This is a genomic window from Streptomyces sp. NPDC051662 (assembly GCF_040681655.1).
Lineage (GTDB): Bacteria > Actinomycetota > Actinomycetes > Streptomycetales > Streptomycetaceae > Streptomyces.
The window spans coordinates 40,992-57,611 of the sequence record NZ_JBFAZD010000022.1 but is presented as its reverse complement, the minus strand read 5'-3'; the positions used below and the strand labels follow the sequence as shown (position 1 = coordinate 57,611).

Genomic DNA, 16,620 nt, shown 5'->3' with positions numbered 1-16,620 from the left:
CGCGTGGTGAGCGCCCGGGCGACCCGAGCCCCCGGCCCTGCCCCCGCCCCCGACCACGCCCCCGACCACGCCCCGAGCTCCTGTCCCAGTAGCCCGGTAAACCGAGGAGGAGAGCAGCGTATGGCACCTGCCAAGCGCAGGGAATCCGTGATCATCATCGGCGGCGGGCTCGGTGGTCTGTCCACCGGCTGCTACGCGCAGATGAACGGCTACCGCAGCCAGGTCTTCGAGATGCACGAGATCCCCGGTGGCTGCTGCACCGGCTGGGGCCGGGGTGACTTCACGTTCGACTGCTGCGTCAGCTGGCTGCTGGGCAACGGCCCCGGCAACGAGATGCACCAGATCTGGCTCGAACTGGGCGCCCTCCAGGGCAAGGAGATGCGCCACTTCGACGTGTTCAACATCGTGCGCGGCCAGGACGGGCGGGCGGTGTACTTCTACTGCGACCCGGACCGGCTCGAAGCCCATCTGCTGTCCCTGTCACCTGCCGACGCCCGCCCCATCCGCTCCTTCTGCGCGGGACTGCGGAAGTTCCGCTCCTGCCTTCCCGCCTATCCGTTCCTCAAGCCGGTCGGCCTGATGAGCCGGTGGGAGCGCTGGCGCATGCTGGCCGGTTTCATCCCGTACTTCAACCTCTTCCGGACCTCGATGTCCGTACTGATGACGGAGTATTCGTCCCGCTTCAAGGACCCGCTCCTGCGCGAGGCGTTCAACTACATCCTGTACGAGAAGCACCCCGCGTTCCCCGTGCTGCCCTTCTACTTCCAGATGGCCGCGCAGGCGAACCTGTCGGCGGGGGTGCCCGAGGGCGGCTCCCTGGGGCTCGCCCGGTCGATCGCCCAGCGCTACGCCCGGCTCGGCGGTGAGATCACGTACAACGCCAAGGTCGAGGAGATCCTCGTCGAGAACGACCGCGCGGTCGGCGTGCGGCTCGCTGACGGGCGCGAGTACCACGCGGACCTCATCGTCTCGGCCTGCGACGGCCCCACCACCCTGATGAAGTTCCTCGGCGGCCGGTATCTCGACGACGACTACCGGCGGCTCTTCACCCGGACCATCGAAGAGCCCGGCATGGTTTTCCCCGGCTATGTCAGTGTGTTCCTGGGCCTGCGGCGGCCCTTTCCGCAGGGGGAGCCCACCACCACGCATCTCCTCGGCGAGGAGACCGCCTCGCGGCTGCGCGGGATCCGCCATCCCAGCCTCAATGTCCAGTTCCGCAGCCGGTACTACCCGGAGCTCTCACCGCGCGACACGACCGTCATCTACGCGACGTACTTCTCCGACACCGCGCCCTGGCGCGAGTTGAGCGAGGGCCCGGAACAGCTGAGCCGGCTGCGCCGGGGAGGGGAGCTGCACACACTGCCCGTACGGCGCGGACGCGCGTACTCCCTCGCCAAACGCCGGGTCCGGGACACGGTCGTCGACTTCCTGGACGAGCGCTATCCGGGACTCAAGGACTCCATCCAGGTACGTGACACCTCCACCCCCCTCACCCAGATCCGCTACACGGGCAACTACGAGGGCACCTTCCTCGGCTGGCAGCCCTTCGTCGAGAGCGGCGAGGCCATGGAGGAGCTGGTCAAGAAGAACGGACCGGTCCTGCCCGGCCTGGAGAACTTCTACCTCTCCGGCGTCTGGGCCACCACGGGCGGCCTCATCAGGGCGGCCGGCGCCGGACGGCAGGTCATGCAGTTCATCTGCCGCGACGACGGCATCGACTTCACCGCCTCCGTCGACGATTCCGCGCCCCCGCCGACCCATGTCCTCATCCCCGTGGGTCCCGGGTCTCCCGTGCGCGAGCCGGAGATGTCCCCACCGCCCGAGCCCGTGCGCCTCCCGCGCTGAGCACCACCGAGCACGGTGAGCGCCGCGGACCGCTCGTCAGGGACCGCACTGCCCCAGCACGCAGCAGGAACGACCGCGCCAGGCAAGACCGCACCAGGAAAGGCGGACACCCCCATGTCTCCCCTGTCCCCTCTGTCCCCCCGCCCGGACCAGCGCTCCGCACCGCACCCGGAGCCGCTCTCCTATCCCTTCTGGACCAGCGAAGGTCTGGATCTGCACCCCGAATACCGTGAGCTGTGGGACAAGCCTCTGGCCCGGGTGCGTCTCCCCTACGGTGAGGACGCCTGGCTGGCGACCCGTCACGAGGATGTCCGCGCCGTCCTGTCCGACCCCCGCTTCAGCCTCGCCACGGCCGTCAGCCGCGACCAGCCCCGGATCGGGCGGATGCCCCGTACGGGCGGTGGCCTCATCGCCAGCGACGCCCCCGACCACACCCGGATGCGCTCCCTCCTGAGCAAGGAGTTCACCGCGCGCCGTATCGAGCGGCTGCGCGAGGAGATCCGAAGGACCGCCGACGGTCTGCTGGACCGGATGATCGACACCGGGCCGCCCGCCGATCTGATCGAGGAGTTCGCCTTCCCGCTGCCCATGACACTGATCTGCGAACTGGTGGGCGTGCCCCACTCGGACCGGCCTCATGTCCGGGCCTGGGCCGACACCGTGTGCTCGGGGAGCGCCACACCCGAGACGATTCAGCGGCAGGCCATGGACTTCTTCGCCCTGATGCGGGGCTGGGCGGAGACGCGCCGCCGGGAGCCCGCCGACGATCTGCTCACGCTCATGGTCCGGGCCTGTGACAAGGACGGAAGTGTTTCCGAGGGCGAACTGATGGGGTTGCTCAACGAACTCCTCGTCGGCGGATTCGTCACCACTACCAACCAGATCGGCAATTTCTTCTCTCTCCTGCTGCTCCCCCGCGACAGCGAGGAGGACCTGATGGCCCGGCTGCGCGCCGATCCCGGTCTCATCCCGAAGGCGGTCGAGGAACTGCTGCGTTACGTGCCGCTGCTCAACGGACTGAGCCTGCCGCGCTATGCCACGGAGGACACCGAGCTGGGCGGCGTGCTGGTCCGCGCGGGCGACCCCGTCATCGTCTCCCCCTCCGCCGCCAACCGGGACCCCGGTGTTTTCGACGACCCGGACCGGGTGATTCTCGACCGTGCCAACAACGCGCATGTGAGCTTCGGGTACGGGACGCACTACTGCCTGGGCGCCCACCTCGCCCGGCTGGAGCTTCAGGTGGCTCTGGAACGCGTACTCAGCCGTATGCCGGACCTGCGTCTGGCCGTTCCCGTGGACGAACTGCGCTGGCGCTCCAAGGAGTTCTTCAGCGGCCTGCACGAGCTGCCCGTCATCTGGTGACCCACTGACCACACGAGAAGCCCGGATCAGCCGGCCGGAGCGGCCGATCCGGGCTCGGTGGTGCGAGCCTCGCTCGCCGGTCGCGGCGGCCGAATCGACCATGCCCACCGCACCCGCGTACATTCCCGGCGGGTCGCTACTCGGGCTGCGTCACCGTCAGCGCCCACCGGACGCTGTCGTCCGACGCGTCAACCCCCACCGTGAAGGACCCCGACCGCACCACACCCGCGTCCATGGTCACCGAGCCCACGCCCGCACTGCCGACAGGACAGTCCACGGCGAACTCGGCCACCCGCACGTCCTGCGAATCCATCGTCACCGCCACGCTGCCGCCGCCCTCACAGGCCACGGTGAGCACGGTCGGCAGCCGGTCCCACGCGCCCCCCGACGCGACTCCACCGTCTCCCGTCATCTCCTCCACCCACACCAGACCATCCGGACCCGGGTGGGGAAGAAGCCCCCCGGCCGCCACGGCGGGCCCGGCCGCCACCCCCGCCAGGCCACACACCGCCACCACCGCGACGGTCACCATGCCTCTCGCACGCATCACGCCTGCCCCTCCCGATTACTTGTCATGACACAGACAGTGTGCGGCGAGGAGAGTCCCGCGCACATGAGTACGGACACTCATGACGCGCACTCCGAGAACGCTCGGCGAAAGCCACTGGGGCCAACCGGCGGTCTCGGGACGGGGCGCCGCGGCGCGCCATTCTCGACTCCGCTACTCTCGGCGCCACTGACGTCGATGCCGGACCGTCACTCGGGAGACGCCAACGCATGAATGCACCTCCGTCGCCACTTGGAGCGGAACGGACCGACGCGTCAGCAGCCGTCCTGATCGGCGCTCTCGTTCCGCTGACTCGGCCTGGCTGGGCCGAGGCGGGCCGACACCTGCTCGCCGGACTGGAGCTGGCTGTTCGTGAAGTCAATGAGGCCGGCGGGATCGTCGGAAGACCGCTCGAATTGGTGGTCCGCGACACCGCGGCTGATCCGCGGAGGGCCGCCGCGGCCGTGGATGAACTGGCTCGCCTGGGCGTGGCGGCCTTGGCCGGGGAGTATCACAGCGTCGTCGCTCGCGTCGCTGCTGCCAGGGCCGATGCCCTCGGTCTGCCGTTCCTCTGCTCGTCAGCGGTGCTCGACACGCTCACCGAACACCCTACGGAATACGTCGCGCGCCTTGCCCCGGCGCAGTCCCGGGGCTGGCGGATCTATGCGGACTTCCTCCTCGGCGCGGGTCACGGCCGAATCGCCGTAGCGGCCGAGTCGAGTGTCTACTGGACGTCCGGGGCCCGCGTTCTGCGGGACTATCTCTCTCCACGGGGCGGCAGCGTCGTCGAACTCGACATGCGCGCGCTCGCCCCTACGGCGGTGTGCGACGAACTCGCCGACGGTCACGCGACAGCGCTCCTTCTTCTGGTCGGCCACCCGGAGCCGGCCGTGTCGATCGTCAAGGCTGTCCGCCGCGACCAGCGCCTCGCCGAGATCATGATCGGTGCTCCGGCCGGGCAGCCGGAGTTCGCCGAATGGGAGACGTCTCTGGGCGACGACGGCGCCGGAATCCCGTTCTTGCTCTACCTGCCCGAGCGCCTCGGCCCACTCGGCGCACGAGTCGAGACGGCCCTGCGTGAGCGGCTGGCCGAAGCACCGTCCTTCGTCGCCTTCGAGGGCTACGACACGATCGTCGTTCTCGCCGATGTGCTGCGTTCTCACGGCACGGACCGGGCGCGCACTGCCGAATCCTGGCCGCGCGTCGCGGTCGAGGGCACCCGCGGGCAGATCCGGTTCTCCCGGGTGCCGGGCATCGGCGTTTGGCAATGGGCTTGGACGCCCATCCAAGTCGTTGATCGAGATCCGGCGGAACCCGGTCGCTTTCGGATCCTCCACACCGGCTGAGCGAGGGCGGGGCAGCGGAATCCTCACGTGGTGCCCAACCCTCTCTTACTTACGAAGGCCATTGTGAATCCTTCGTCGCTGACGCAGGACCTTAACGGGTCGAGTTCCGGAGGCCCTGAGGTGAGGTTCAGTCGCTGACCGGGTCGCAGACCTGGTCCGTCCGGCTGCCCGGTGGGGCCAGGGACTTCTCCGCCTGGGAGAGGCCACGCCCCGCCACCGCGCAGAGTTTCTCCAGCCATCGCTCCGGATCGAGTTCGAGGATGTAGCCGTCCGACCCGTCGACCAGACCCATGAACGCACCATCCCGGGTCAGATCGGCGGTCGCGCCGTACCCCGGCGTGAAGTGGTAGCGCTCGGTGCCGCTGCGCACATCCCAGGAGGTGTACTCGTTCAGCGTGCTCTGGGTGCTCAGGGTGGACTCCGAGGCGAAGGCGGCGAGCCATTGGACACCCCGGTACGCGAGCGGCGCGAGCCACTTGTCCTTGCCTTCCTTGTCCATGTCCCACACCCGGACGCCGCCGTCGTAGGTCAGCACCGCGAGCAGCCGGCCCGTCGGGTCGAAGCCCAACTGCTTGACGGCCCCGAACCCCTTGGTCTCGATCGAGCCGACTTCCCGGCCTTCCTCGAAGTCCCAGATCGCGATGTCGTAGTCCCCGATGGCCGTGCGCACCGCCGCCTGCCCATGACCCGGGCGCGCCACCGCCCAGGTGCCGGCGGCCGCGAGCGAGACCTCGACCGACTCCTGGGCCCTGGGCCGGTAGGCCGTGCCCGCTTCCCGACTCCGCGTCAGGTCCCATCGCACGACGTAGGACAACGCCGAGATCACCACATGGTCCGGGCCGTCGAAGCTGATATTGACCCAGGCCGGTGTGCGCCCGGAGCGCGGGTCGGGACCTGTTGGGTCGATGTCCGGCGGTCGTGGCAGATCGATCCGGTCCAGCTCTCTGAGTCTGCTCCCGTCCATCTCCCAGACCAGGACGGTACGGCCGTCCGCCGCGGGCGTGAGGACCCGTTTCCCGTCCGGGCTGTACGCGCTGTACAGGGCGGCCAGCGGACGGGACGGCCGCATCGCCGTCAGCAGCCTGTGCGTACGCAGGTCCCACAGACGCAGCCCGTTGCCGTCGGCGTCGACACTGATGACGCGGTTGTGGTCGGCGTCCACGGTCCTGATCCGGGCGGTGAGCATGGCGGTGTCGAACGCGGACGGCTCCGGAACACGCGCCACCATCACCGTCGCCCCGACGCCGACCACGGCCCGGAGATTCCCGGGTGGCCCGGTGAGCGCCATGGCGAGCGGCTGCGAGCTGCCGGTGAACGACTCGTCCTCCTCGGTGGGCGAGGGCAGGTCAAGGGTGCCGGGGCGCCCCTTCACCAGGTCGAGGACCAGGAACCGGAACCGGCCGAGAGAGGTTCCGAAGCGCTGCGCCGGGTTGATGAGGAAGCGACCGGTCGGGTCCAGGCGCGGCACATACAGCGGGCAGACCAGGCCCAGTTGGCTCCTGCTGTACTGCTGGCGCACTTTCGGAGTGCCGGTCAGGTCCCAGGACTGGAGAAGCCCTTCGGGGGTGCACCGCACCAGCGTCCGGCCGTCGCCGCTCACCGTGACGGCACCGGTCCGGTCCGTACCCCAGGTCGTCGAGTCCCGTTCGCCGTCGGCGAGGTTCCAGCGGACCAGCCGGCCCTCGGCCCCCTCGGCCGCGCCTTCCCGGATGATCCGGCCGATCACCGTTCCGCCGGGACCGAACCACGCCTCGGCCGTCTCCCATCCCGTCGGTGCGCGCAGCGCCTTGCCCACGCGCCGGCCACTCTCGGACTCCCAGGCCAGGACGCCTTCGCCGGGCAGCGCGGCGAGCACTCTGCGCCCGGTACCGTCGAACCGGAGGTCGACGGCGGCGCGGGCGTTCTTCCGTACGGCGTCGCCGTCCCGCAGGACCACCGTGCGCCAGCCGCCCACGTTCTCCAGGCCTTCCGGGCCTTCCGGAGGGATTCCCAGGGACACCTTCCCGTTGATGGACGCCCGCGCGAAGATCCGCCCGTCGGGTGAGAGCGTGACGATCCTCGATCCTTTCGGCAGACCGCGATCGTCCACCGTGTCCCTGCCGAGGGTCAGACCGACGGCGTCGCCTGAGGTCATGCCCACAATGACGCGCGTGCCGTCCTCGCTCATCGCGACATCACGGACCGGGGCGTGGTTGTCCCACACCACCCGCTCCACACGGCGCAGCCGCAGATACTGCCTGATCAACGCGGTACGGGCCTCCGGCTCCTCAGCCGTACGGTAGGCCGCCCCCGAGAACAGCGCCGACGTCACCACCGACACGTCGTCGAGCTGCTCGGCCCGCACCGCCAACTGCTCGGACGCCGCCTGCCGCAGTTGTCCGTCCAGCTCCGCGTTGCGCGACAGGAAGAGCCCGGAGGCGACCACCGCGAGCACCGTCAGGACGGCGAGGCCGCCGATGAACCACCGCGTCTGCCGTACCCGCCGCCGGGCACGCTCCTGCCGCGCCACCCGCCTCTCGACCGAGCGGTCGATGAACTGCCTCTCTGTGTCGGTCAGTTCGAGACCACGGAGCTCCGCCCACTGTTCCGCCTCCGCGAGCGGCTCGTCCTCCAGGAGCTGCCCACGTTCCACGTCGTGCCGCAGCTCAGCCCGCCAGCCCAGGAACTCCCGGTCCTGCTGTACCCGCGCCTCAAGCCGTTTCCAGGCGCCGATCAGTGCCTCGTGGGCGAGTTCGACGGTCACCGGGGCCCCGTCACCGCCGCGCAGTACGAGCAGCCGCCGCTCGGCGAGCGCGGTCGCGATCCGCCAGCGGCCGGCGCCCGCCTCCTCCCGGCTCAGGACGTTGCGTATCGGGGCCTCGCCGCCCGGCAGGAACCGGACGAGATCGGTGAGCAGCCGCATGGCCTCGGCCTCGTCGGCCTCGCGGACGCACTGCCGCCACACGGTCTCGGCATACCGTCCCAACGCGCCCTGAACACCGCCGACTTCTCGGTACGTGTCGAATCTCAGCCGCCCCCCGGCCTGCCCGTCCCACAGCTGAGCCAGCACGAAGCCCAGCAGGGGCAGTGCGCCGGGACCGTCCCCCGCGTCGTCGAGCATCCGCTCCACGAGCCCGTCGTCGTATGTCACGGCGGGCGTCGACTCAAGGGGGCCCCGGATCACCTGTTCCAGCCGGGCGCGGGACATCGGGGCGAGCAGCCGTACCTGGCCGCGGCCGAGTGCCGGGCCGAGCAGCGGGTGGTTGAGGGCCGCGTCCGTGAAATCCGATCTGAGGGTGACACACACCCGTGGTCCGTCGGGGTGGTGCGCGGGAAACAGCAGCCGTACGGCCTCCTCGACCTCGCTGACCGGTCCGGCGAGCAGCTCTTCGCCCTGATCGAGCAGGACGAGCAGTCGCCGCTCCCACTCCCCGCCGGTCCTGCGCAGGGCGTCCATGAGGCCGCGCTCCGCGAGGAGGTCCTCCAGCAGGCCCACCTCCTGGGCCCTGGCGGCCCCGCGCAGTTCGGGACGTACGGCCGTGACCAGCTCCGAGGCGAGTGCCGCCCGCAGGGAGCCGCCCTCGCCGGAGCGCACCACCAGGACGACATGGCCCCGCGCGCGCATCCGCGGCACCACCCCGGCGCGGGCGAGCGAGGACTTTCCGCTGCCGGAGGGACCGACGAGGGTGACACATGGGTGAGAGCCGAGGAGCAGGGCGGTGACATCGGCGATGTCGTCCTGCCGCCCGAAGTAGACGTCCGCGTCGGCCTCTTGGAAGGTGGAGAGGCCGCGGTACGGTGTCGCGGGGCGGACCACGGGCGCCAGTCCGGGCAGTTCGGCGACGAGGGTGCGGGTGGGGATCAGGAAGCTCTGCTGGACTCCGCCGGGCTGGATCACGACGACCATGCCGGCCACGGCCCGCAGTTGTTCGTCCCAGACCGGGCTGCCGCTGAACCCCTGCTCGACCGGCACGCCGTGCGGATCCGCCTGCGACAGCTGGACCCAGCCCTCCGCGGTGCCGCCGCGCAGCCGTCCGTAGTGCCAGACGCCGCCCGGGGAGCGGCGCGGGAAGCCCGGCACGCGTACGTCGTGGCCCCACACCCGCTCGGTGTCGGCCATGTTCACCGGGCGGGCGCCGGGTATCGGTGCCCGCAGCCGCAGGACCGCGATGTCCCCGGTCTGGTCCGCCCGTACCGGCACCCAGCGCTCGACCGCCGCCGCGCTGCCGCCCTCGGCGAAGGGCAGGTCGACGAGGACCTCGGTGCCCGCCGCCACCTCGTCCTCACGAGGCAGGTTCAGGGCGTCGCTCACCACATGGGCGCAGGTCAGCACCAGTTCGGGGGCGACGAGAAAGCCGGCGCCCGCGAGTTCGCCGCCGGGACCCTTGACCCGGACCACGGCGGCGGCCAGTGCCTCTTCCGGGCTCCGTGACCCGTCCCCCGTGCCTGTCCCCGTAGCCGTCACACCCAGACCTCCGCGTCACCGCGCCCCCGCGCCTTAGGCCAACTCCCCTGCACAGTATCCCCGTTGGCCTCCGCGGCGTCACTTCTATTCCCGGCCGGAGTGAGCGCGGAGCGGGCCGCCGTGAGGACGCCTCGGACGTCGACCCGGTGGGGTGTGTCCCTACCGTCCGGCCGTCTGCCACACCGTTTTCGTCTCCAGGAACGGTGTGATCCTGGTGAGTCCCGGCAGCGCGGCCCAGTCGGGAGAGGGGTCCGGGCGCAGTACGCGGGTGAGGGTGGCCGCCGCCGTGGCTTCCAGTTCTGTCGCGAGATCGCCCGCCCCGGCCAGGTCGATGGCGTTGATGCCGGCGTGTGCGGCGAGGGTGGGGGCCAGCTCCGCTGTGCGGCCGGTGAGGATGTTGACGACTCCGCCGGGCAGGTCGGAGGTGGCCAGCGCCTCGGCGAGAACGAGGGCGGGCAGCGGGGCGCGCTCGCTCGCGACCACCACCGCGGTGTTGCCCGCGGCGATCACCGGGGCGAGGACCGAGACCAGCCCGAGCAGCGGCGCGTCCCGCGGGGCGAGGACGGCGACGACACCGGTGGGTTCGGGGGCGGAGTTGTTGTCGTAGGGACCCGAGACCGGGTTCCCCGTACCCAGCACCTGGGCGATCTTGTCGGTCCAGCCCGCGTAGTAGACCCAGCGGTCGATGGCGGCCGAGACCAGCTCCCGCGCCCTCGCGCGGGTGATGCCCCGCGCGTCCACGGTCTCCTGGACGAAGTGCTCGCGGCGGCCCTCCATCATCTCGGCGATCCGGTAGAGGATCTGGCCCCGGTTGTACGCGGTACGGGCGGCCCACGGCCCGAACGCCTCGCGGGCCGCGACGACCGCGTCCCGGGCGTCCTTGCGGGAGGCCAGCGCGGCGTGGGCGAGGTGGTCGCCGTCGGCTGAGGTCACGGGGATGCTCCTGCCCGACTCGGAACGGGGGAAGGCGCCTCCCACGTAGAGCTTGTAGGTCTTGTGGACCGGCAGCCGCGCGGGTACGGGAGCGGTCGCCTGGTCGGGGGTGGTGGCCGGGTCAGCCATTGAGGTATGCCTCCAGTCCGTGCCGTCCGCCTTCGCGCCCGTAACCGGACTCGCGGTAGCCACCGAAGGGGCTGGCGGGATCGAATTTGTTGAAGGTGTTGGACCAGATCACACCGGCGCGCAGCCGGCCCGCCGTCCACAGCGTCCGGCTGCCCTTCTCCGTCCAGATTCCGGCGGACAGCCCGTACGGGGTGTTGTTCGCCTTCTCGACGGCCTCCTCGGGGGTACGGAAGGTCAGGACGGAGAGTACGGGGCCGAAGATCTCCTCGCGGGCGATCCGGTGCGCCTGGGTGATGCCGGTGAAGACGGTCGGGGCGAACCAGTAGCCGTGCGCGGGGAGTTCACAGGCCGGTGACCACTGCTCGCCGCCCTCCTCGCGTCCCGTTCTGGCGAGGTCCTGGATCCGGGCGAGCTGGGCGGCGGAGTTGATGGCGCCGATATCGGTGTTCTTGTCCAGCGGATCGCCGAGCCGCAGTGTGGCCACGCGCTCCTTGAGCCGGTGAAGGACCTCCTCGGCGACGGATTCCTGGACCAGCAGCCGGGAACCGGCGCAGCACACATGCCCCTGGTTGAAGAAGATTCCGGTGACGATGCCTTCCACGGCCTGGTCGAGCGCGGCGTCGGCGTAGACGATGTTGGCGCCCTTGCCGCCGAGTTCGAGTGTGACGCGTTTGGCGGTGCCCGCGACGGTACGGGCGATCTCCCGGCCGACGCCGGTGGAGCCGGTGAAGGCCACCTTGTCCACACCGGGGTGGGCGACCAGGGCGCGCCCGGTGCCGCCCGCGCCGGTGACGATATTGACGACGCCCGGCGGCAGTTCGGCCTCCTGGCAGATCTCCGCGAAGACCAGGGCGGTGAGCGGGGTGGTCTCGGCCGGCTTGAGGACCACGGTGTTTCCGGCCGCGAGGGCCGGGGCTATCTTCCAGGCGAGCATCAGCAGCGGGAAGTTCCACGGGATGATCTGGGCCGCGACACCGAGCGGCCGGGGGCTGGGTGAGCCCGGCACGGCGAAGGGCAGTTTGTCGGCCCAGCCCGCGTAGTAGAAGAAGTGGGCGGCGGCCAGCGGGATGTCGACGTCCCGGGTCTCCTTGATGGGCTTGCCGTTGTCGAGGGATTCCAGGACGGCCAGTTCGCGGGCGCGGTCCTGGATGATCCGGCTGATCCGGTAGAGGTACTTACCGCGTTCCGAGGGGGTGGTACGGGACCAGGCACCGTCGAAGGCGCGCCTGGCCGCCGCGACCGCGCGGTCCAGGTCCGTGTCGGTGGCCGTGGTCACCTCGGCGAGCGGCTGCTCGTCGGCGGGGTTGACGGTGGTCAGGGTCGTTTCGCCGGGCTCGGTGAACTCGCCGTCGATGAAGAGCCCGTAGGCGGACCGTAGTCGGACCGCCGCCCTCGACTCGGGCGCGGGCGCGTAGCCGAGCGCGCCGGGGGCGGGGCCGGTGTTCTCTGACATCTGTGCCTGGTCCCTTTCAGTCCGCGGAGTAGTAGTCGGGACCGGGGTACGTGCCGGTCGTCAGCTTCGTCCGCTGCATCAGCAGGTCGTTGAGGAGGCTGGAGGCGCCGATACGGAACCAGCGCGGGTCGAGCCAGTCGGCCCCGGCGATCTCGTTCACCAGCACGAGGTTGCGCAGGGCGTCCTTGGTGGTACGGATGCCGCCGGCCGGCTTGACGCCGACCTGCCGGCCCGTCGCGGCGCGGAAGTCCCGTACCGCCTGGAGCATGATCAGGGTGACGGCGGGCGTGGCGGCGGGGGCGACCTTCCCGGTGGAGGTCTTGATGAAGTCGGCCCCGGCGCGCATGGCGAGCCAGGAGGCGCGGCGCACGTCGTCGTACCCCGCCAGCTCACCGGTTTCGAGAATGACCTTCAGATGGGCCGCCTCGCCATCGGGACGGGCGCAGACCTCCTTGACGGCGACGATCTCCTCGTACACCTTGCGGTAGTCCCCGGCCAGGAACGCTCCGCGGTCGATCACCATGTCGATCTCGGTGGCCCCGTCGGCGACAGCGGCCCGGGTGTCGAGGAGCCGGGCCTCCAGCGGGGCGCGGCCCGCTGGGAAGGAGGTGGCGACGGAGGCGACGCCGACCGAGGTGTCCCGCAGGGCGCGTACGGCGACCGGCACCAGGTCGGGGTAGACACAGACGGCGGCCACCGGGGGCACGCTCCGGTCGGCGGGGTCGGGCAGCAGCGCCTTCGTGGCCAGGGCCCGTACCTTGCCGGGGGTGTCGGCGCCCTCCAGCGTGGTCAGATCGACCATCCGGATCGCGAGATCGATGGCGCGCGCCTTGGCGGTGGTCTTGACCGAGCGGGTGGCCAGATCGGCGACGCGGGCGTGCACCCCCGCCTCGTCGACGCCGGGCAGACCGTACAGGAAGGCGCGCAGCGCGGTGTTGCTGGTGGCGGTGTCAGGCACGTGAACCTCGCTTCTCTATGAGCATGTTGAGGATGAGCGCGACCACGAGGATCAGTCCGGTGACGACCATCTGGAAGAACGATCCGAGGCCCATCAGATTGCAGAGATTGCGCAGGACCGACAGCAGCAGTACGGCGACGAACGTGCCCATCACCCCGCCGCGCCCGCCGAACAGATTGGTGCCGCCGAGGACGACCGCGGCGATGGCGTCGAGTTCGAGACCGTTGAACGCGGTGGGCTGGCCGATGGTGAGCCGCGAGGTCAGCAGCACCCCGGCCAGCGCGGCGAGCGCGCCGGAGATCGCGAAGACCGCGGTGATCACACCGCGTACCGGGAGACCGGAGAGGCGGGCGGCCTCCTTGTTGCTGCCGACCGCGTAGATGTACTCGCCGAAGGTGGTGCCGCGCAGGACCAGTCCGGCGGCGACGGCGACGGCCACGAAGATCAGGCCCACGATCGGCACATAGCCGATGAACCCGCCGCCCAGCAGCTGGAAGGTGTGCGGGAGGTCGCCGCCGGCCGGCTCGCCGTCGGTCAGCAGATAGGTCAGACCGCGCACGGCGGTCAGCCCGGCGAGCGTCGTCATGAACGCGGGCAGCGACAGATAGGCGGACAGTCCGCCCATGACGGCGCCGAACAGCGCGCCGGCGGCGAGGCTGATGGCGATCGCCAGCAGGAAGTTGATGTCCTTGTCGATCAGCAGCGCGACGGTCATCCCGCCGAACGCGGCCACGCTCCCCACCGACAGATCGATCCCGGCGGTGAGAATGACCAGGGTCATCCCGACGGCGACGATCCCCGTCAGCGCCGACTGCTGGAGGAGGTTGGACATGTTGCGGGTGGTCAGGAACTCCGGCGCCAGGAGGCTCGCGACCACACAGAGCGCCAGGAAGACCAGCACCAGATTGAATTTGACGATGAGGTCAGCACCGCGCGTGCGGGTGGATCCGGTCCCCGGACTCCGGTCGTCGGTGGCCTGCTTCGGCTCGGCCGCCGTGGTGCGTGTGCTCATGAGGGTGCTCCAGGGGGTATCGCTCCGGTAGGTGTCGCGCCCGTGATGACGGTGTGCGCGATGGTGGTCTCGTCGGTGGTACGGGGGTCGAAGCAGGCCACATTGCGGCCCTCGTGCAGAACCCAGATCCGGTCGGCGTTGGCGGTCAGCTCGCCCAGTTCACTGCTGGCGAGGAGGACGGCCACGCCCTGATCGGCGAGTTGGCGGACCTGGCGGTAGAGGTCGGCCTTGGCTCCCACGTCCAGACCGCGGGTGGGCTCGTCGAGCAGCAGGACCCGGATCCCGCCCTTGGTGATCCACTTGGCCAGGACCACCTTCTGCTGATTGCCGCCGGACAGCTTGCCGACCGGCTGGTCCGCCGAGGAGAAGCGGACCCCGAGATCCTTGAGCACCGGCGCGGCCAGCCGGCGGCCCAGCCGGCGGGGCCCGAGCCAGGGCGGTCGGCCGAGGGCGGTGACGGCGGCGTTGCGGCCGACCGACAGGCCCGGCATCAAGCCCTGCTCCTTACGGCTCTCCGGTACGAGGGCCAGCCCTGCCCGTACGGCGGCGGCGGGGCTGCTGAGCCGTACGGCGGCGCCGTCCAGCGTGACCGAGACCGCGGCCCCGGTGTCCCCGAACAGCGCCTTGAGCAGCGTGGTGCGACCGGCCCCGCCGAGCCCGGCGAGTCCCACGATCTCGCCGGCCCGCACCTCGATCCCGGCGACATCGATCAGCCCCGGGCGACGCACGGAGTGGATCTCCAGCAGTGGTGACCCCTGCGGAAGGGGCCGTTCGGTGGTGCCGGTGAGCTTCCCGGCCGTCCCGATCATGTCGGCGACCAGCTCGTCGGGGGTGGTGGTGGCCAGCTCCCGCACGGCGACCGACCGGCCGTCGCGCATCACCGTGGCCCGGTCGCCGATCTCCATCACCTCGTCCAGCCGGTGCGAGATATAGATGACGGAGCGGCCCTGCGCGGTGAGCGAGCGGATCACCTCGAACACCTTGCGCAGATCGCTCTCGCCGAGGGTGGCCGAGGGCTCGTCCATGACGATGACCCGCGCGTCGGCGGTCAGCGCCTTGGCGATGGCGGTCAACTGCTGTGCCGCGATGGGCAGATCGCGTACGAGGGTGCTTACGGGGAATTCCCCGCCGACCCTGGCCACGGCGGCGCGGGCCAGCTCGGTGCGCTCCTTGCGGCGTACGAAGGGGCCGTAGGAGGGCGCGTGCCCGAGCAGCAGATTCTGAGCGACCGTCAGATCCGGTACAAGATCGAGCTCCTGGTAGATCACGGCGATCCCGGCGGCCATTCCCGCCTGGGGGCTGGTCAGTTCGACGGGCTCCCCGTCGAGCAGGATCTCGCCCTCGTCCGGCCGGTAGGAGCCGGCGAGGATCTTCATCAAGGTGCTCTTGCCCGCGCCGTTCTCACCGAGCAGACAGTGGGTCTCCCCGGCGCGCACGATCAGTTCGGCGCCGTCGTTGGCGAGGGTTCCGGGGAAGCGCTTGACGATGCCGCGCATCGACAGCCGCGGTGTCACGCCCCCGGTGTCGCGGTGGCTCATGGCTTCTCCTTTCCGCATGTCGGGACTCTCCTCCGGATGCCGGGACTCTCCGCTCTCATCGCTCCTCGCACTGGTCCGGGTTGAGCAGATGGGACGCGGTGTGATGGTCGGTGATGAGGGTGTTGCACAGTCCGCTGGAGACCACGGCCGCGCACACCGCGTGTTTGGCCGCGCCGGAGACGACGGCCACCGATACGGCGCTGTGGCGCAGATGGTCCAGGGGGAGGCCGAGGGTACGGTCGTCCAGCGGGCGGTCCACGATCGCTCCCCGCGCGTCGATGAACCGGCCCGCGACATCTCCGACCGCTCCCGCGGCGGCCAGCCCGGCCAGATCCTCCGCCGTCAGATATCCGGAGCTGACCAGGACGGAGTCGGCGCCGATGCCACCGGGGCTGAACAGGACCGTGTCCGCCGCGGCGGCCTGGGTGAGGACGTCCGCGACCGCGCTGTCCTGTTCGAGGAGCCGGCGCGTGGCCTCCTGCTCCACGATGGACGGCACGGGCAGCACACTGAGGGTGCCCCGCGCGAGGTGCGCGATCCGTCCCGCCATGTCCTGTGCGGAGGTGGGGGTACGGGAGCGGCTGAGCCCGCCGTTGATCTGGACGACATGGACGCCGGTCGCCCAGCCCGGGTGCAGCCGGGCCGCGAGCAGGTCCAGCGTACGGCCCCAGGAGACGCCCAGCTGCTGGGGCGCGGGCTGGAGCCTGGCGAGGTAGTCGGCCCCCGCCTCGGCGACCCGGGCGCGCAGGCGTTCCTCGTCGTCGCCCCGGTCGGCGGCGACCACGACGGCGTCGCGCAGCCCGAAGACCTCCCGCAGCCGTTCCTCCAGGCCGCGCATCCGGGCCTTGGGGTGGACGACCTCGATCCGTACGATCCCGGCCTGCCGGGCGTCGGCCAGCAGCCTGCCGACCTTCCAGCGGGTGAAGTGCAGTTCCTCCCCGATCTGTTCCTGCGTCCTGTTCTGCTCGTAGTACAGGGAGGCGACCTGGTAGAGCAGGGCCTCGTCCTCGATGTTGGTCATCCGGACCTCCTTGTCCGTTGCCGGGATCCGCG

General features: G+C 70.7%; 11 protein-coding genes. 3 read left to right on the top strand and 8 right to left on the bottom strand.

What is annotated here, in order from left to right; translation table 11 throughout:
* The first annotated feature begins 120 nt into the window (after positions 1-120).
* On the top strand, positions 121-1,845 hold the full coding sequence (locus AB0M67_RS30240) for an NAD(P)/FAD-dependent oxidoreductase (protein ID WP_365750622.1): 1,725 nt from the start codon (positions 121-123) through the stop codon (positions 1,843-1,845).
* A 114-nt stretch (positions 1,846-1,959) separates the two neighbouring features.
* The gene (locus AB0M67_RS30235) at positions 1,960-3,207 is read left to right on the top strand and encodes a cytochrome P450 (RefSeq protein ID WP_365750620.1); all 1,248 of its coding nucleotides are present in this window, start codon (positions 1,960-1,962) and stop codon (positions 3,205-3,207) included.
* A 136-nt stretch (positions 3,208-3,343) separates the two neighbouring features.
* Here the strand turns inward: AB0M67_RS30235 and AB0M67_RS30230 are convergent, their stop codons facing one another.
* Positions 3,344-3,754: a hypothetical protein gene (locus tag AB0M67_RS30230; RefSeq protein ID WP_365750618.1), complete on the bottom strand. Its 411-nt coding sequence runs from the start codon at positions 3,752-3,754 to the stop codon at positions 3,344-3,346.
* Between the two features lie 230 nt (positions 3,755-3,984).
* Between AB0M67_RS30230 and AB0M67_RS30225 the strand changes: the two genes are divergently transcribed.
* Positions 3,985-5,100, top strand: a complete 1,116-nt coding sequence (locus AB0M67_RS30225; protein WP_365750616.1) for an ABC transporter substrate-binding protein — start codon at positions 3,985-3,987, stop codon at positions 5,098-5,100.
* A 127-nt stretch (positions 5,101-5,227) separates the two neighbouring features.
* Here the strand turns inward: AB0M67_RS30225 and AB0M67_RS30220 are convergent, their stop codons facing one another.
* The 7 genes from AB0M67_RS30220 to AB0M67_RS30190 all read right to left on the bottom strand — a co-directional run bounded on the left by AB0M67_RS30220 (position 5,228) and on the right by AB0M67_RS30190 (position 16,588).
* Complete coding sequence (locus AB0M67_RS30220) at positions 5,228-9,544, bottom strand: trypsin-like peptidase domain-containing protein (RefSeq protein ID WP_365750614.1); 4,317 nt, start codon at positions 9,542-9,544, stop codon at positions 5,228-5,230.
* Between the two features lie 159 nt (positions 9,545-9,703).
* On the bottom strand, positions 9,704-10,606 hold the full coding sequence (locus AB0M67_RS30215) for an aldehyde dehydrogenase family protein (protein ID WP_365750612.1): 903 nt from the start codon (positions 10,604-10,606) through the stop codon (positions 9,704-9,706).
* On the bottom strand, positions 10,599-12,059 hold the full coding sequence (locus AB0M67_RS30210; protein ID WP_365750610.1) for an aldehyde dehydrogenase family protein: 1,461 nt from the start codon (positions 12,057-12,059) through the stop codon (positions 10,599-10,601). The genes AB0M67_RS30215 and AB0M67_RS30210 overlap by 8 nt, the downstream gene beginning before the upstream one ends.
* Before the next feature lie 16 nt (positions 12,060-12,075).
* Positions 12,076-13,017, bottom strand: a complete 942-nt coding sequence (gene deoC, locus AB0M67_RS30205; RefSeq protein WP_365750608.1) for a deoxyribose-phosphate aldolase — start codon at positions 13,015-13,017, stop codon at positions 12,076-12,078.
* Positions 13,010-14,029: an ABC transporter permease gene (locus tag AB0M67_RS30200; RefSeq protein ID WP_365750606.1), complete on the bottom strand. Its 1,020-nt coding sequence runs from the start codon at positions 14,027-14,029 to the stop codon at positions 13,010-13,012. Before AB0M67_RS30200 ends, deoC begins: the two co-directional genes overlap by 8 nt.
* Positions 14,026-15,567, bottom strand: a complete 1,542-nt coding sequence (locus AB0M67_RS30195; protein ID WP_365750604.1) for a sugar ABC transporter ATP-binding protein — start codon at positions 15,565-15,567, stop codon at positions 14,026-14,028. Before AB0M67_RS30195 ends, AB0M67_RS30200 begins: the two co-directional genes overlap by 4 nt.
* Positions 15,568-15,622: 55 nt before the next feature.
* Positions 15,623-16,588 (bottom strand): sugar-binding domain-containing protein, encoded by a 966-nt coding sequence (locus AB0M67_RS30190; RefSeq protein WP_365750602.1) that lies wholly within the window; start codon positions 16,586-16,588, stop codon positions 15,623-15,625.
* Positions 16,589-16,620: the final 32 nt, after the last annotated feature.

What these genes read in the sequence shown, in the direction of transcription:
- AB0M67_RS30195 (WP_365750604.1), bottom strand. Translation starts at nt 15,567, where the DNA reads ATGAGCCACCGCGACACCGGGGGCGTGACACCGCGGCTGTCGATGCGC.
- AB0M67_RS30190 (WP_365750602.1), bottom strand. Translation starts at nt 16,588, where the DNA reads ATGACCAACATCGAGGACGAGGCCCTGCTCTACCAGGTCGCCTCCCTG.
- AB0M67_RS30210 (WP_365750610.1), bottom strand. Translation starts at nt 12,059, where the DNA reads ATGTCAGAGAACACCGGCCCCGCCCCCGGCGCGCTCGGCTACGCGCCC.
- AB0M67_RS30225 (WP_365750616.1), top strand. Translation starts at nt 3,985, where the DNA reads ATGAATGCACCTCCGTCGCCACTTGGAGCGGAACGGACCGACGCGTCA.
- AB0M67_RS30235 (WP_365750620.1), top strand. Translation starts at nt 1,960, where the DNA reads ATGTCTCCCCTGTCCCCTCTGTCCCCCCGCCCGGACCAGCGCTCCGCA.
- AB0M67_RS30215 (WP_365750612.1), bottom strand. Translation starts at nt 10,606, where the DNA reads ATGGCTGACCCGGCCACCACCCCCGACCAGGCGACCGCTCCCGTACCC.
- AB0M67_RS30200 (WP_365750606.1), bottom strand. Translation starts at nt 14,029, where the DNA reads ATGAGCACACGCACCACGGCGGCCGAGCCGAAGCAGGCCACCGACGAC.
- AB0M67_RS30240 (WP_365750622.1), top strand. Translation starts at nt 121, where the DNA reads ATGGCACCTGCCAAGCGCAGGGAATCCGTGATCATCATCGGCGGCGGG.
- AB0M67_RS30230 (WP_365750618.1), bottom strand. Translation starts at nt 3,754, where the DNA reads ATGCGTGCGAGAGGCATGGTGACCGTCGCGGTGGTGGCGGTGTGTGGC.